This is a genomic window from Methanocalculus sp. (assembly GCF_029762515.1).
Classification (GTDB): Archaea; Halobacteriota; Methanomicrobia; order Methanomicrobiales; family Methanocorpusculaceae; genus Methanocalculus.
Genome location: NZ_JARVGN010000547.1, coordinates 1 through 1,214 on the forward strand (window position 1 = coordinate 1; position 1,214 = coordinate 1,214).

Annotated in this window: 2 protein-coding genes; one reads left to right on the top strand and one right to left on the bottom strand. The window is 50.9% G+C overall.

The window, feature by feature from the left end:
• Positions 1 to 357 (bottom strand): type I restriction-modification system subunit M N-terminal domain-containing protein (locus QCH34_RS13040; RefSeq protein WP_300334759.1); only part of this gene is annotated, 357 nt, incomplete at its 3' end.
• 281 nt (positions 358 to 638) lie between these two features.
• Between QCH34_RS13040 and QCH34_RS13045 the strand changes: the two genes are divergently transcribed.
• Positions 639 to 1,094, top strand: coding sequence for an EVE domain-containing protein (locus tag QCH34_RS13045; RefSeq protein ID WP_300334760.1), 456 nt, complete (start codon positions 639 to 641; stop codon positions 1,092 to 1,094).
• Positions 1,095 to 1,214: the final 120 nt, after the last annotated feature.

Genomic DNA, 1,214 nt, shown 5'->3' on the forward strand with positions numbered 1-1,214 from the left:
TACGAGCCTGGAAAGGCGGTCCTGCATCTCCTTCCCGCGCCCGAGTTTATCCTCATCGTTGAAATCCGCCTGATCGATAACCCCTTTCAGGCCGTTGGCCTCGGCGAGCCTGCCGATGATTTTGTTCATCTTCTCGCCGATATCCTTGTTGCCTTTCAGCTGGACCATATCGGCAAAACTGCCGCCTTCAGGCACCTCGATGATAGCATCGGCTCTCCTGGCGTACTTGTCGGAGACGTACTTCATGAACAGCAGCGTGAGGACGTAGTCCTTGTATTGTGAGGCATCCATGCCGCCGCGAAGTTCATCGCAGCTGCTCCACAATGACCGGTAGAGTTCGGATTTCTTAATTGCCATAGTTTGTCTGCCTCTGTTGTGGTTTCGTCCTGTGCTATTCGCGGGAAGTAAGGCCAATATGCCTCTAAAGAATGCAGGGCGGGGATGTTGAACACCACCACAGCTTCGATTCAATTCGAACTGCATCGATGATAACATTTGACACCTTGCGGTGCAAGTGATGCGATTCGTTATATCATTTTTAATGTGGCGCAAATAGAAAAGTGTGTCCAAATTGTTCTCGAATATTCATGCGTCCCGATCCGATACACTTTATCATTCCCGAAGATATTGTTAGTTCAATGACTCGCTGGCTCGCCATCTCGAACCGGGAAAATTCAGAGGTGGTTCTCAATAAAAATGTCTGGGGCGTTCCCAGACGCGCCATTAACCAGATCAGCAAGGTCAAGCCTGGCGATACGGTGCTCATCTATGTGGGGCAGAAGATTGTGGACAAAGAGATGCTCCCTCCGGCCATCACCGGATCGTTCGAGGTCATCTCGGAGATGTACGAGGACGCCACGGAGATCTTCACCTCGCCGCCGAAGTTGGGCAACGAGATCTTTCCCCTGCGGATCAAAGTCAAGCCCATAGAGATATTCGACGAACCGGTCGATTTCAAAACCATCATCCCACATCTGAAGTTTATCACCAACAAGAAGCAGTGGTCGGGCCACATCCGGGGCCAGGCAATGCGGATCATCCCGGAAGAAGACTACCAGTTCATCATGAAAGCAGCGCATACACCGAGGGATTGAATCGATGGCAGATATCCGCATATTCAGCATGAAAAACGGCAATGCAGCTGAACTGAAAGGACAAGCGGCGGCCCTTGAAAAATCCCTACAGACCTATATTGAACGGAACCTGGAGCCACT

What these genes read in the sequence shown, in the direction of transcription:
- QCH34_RS13045 (WP_300334760.1), top strand. Translation starts at nt 639, where the DNA reads ATGACTCGCTGGCTCGCCATCTCGAACCGGGAAAATTCAGAGGTGGTT.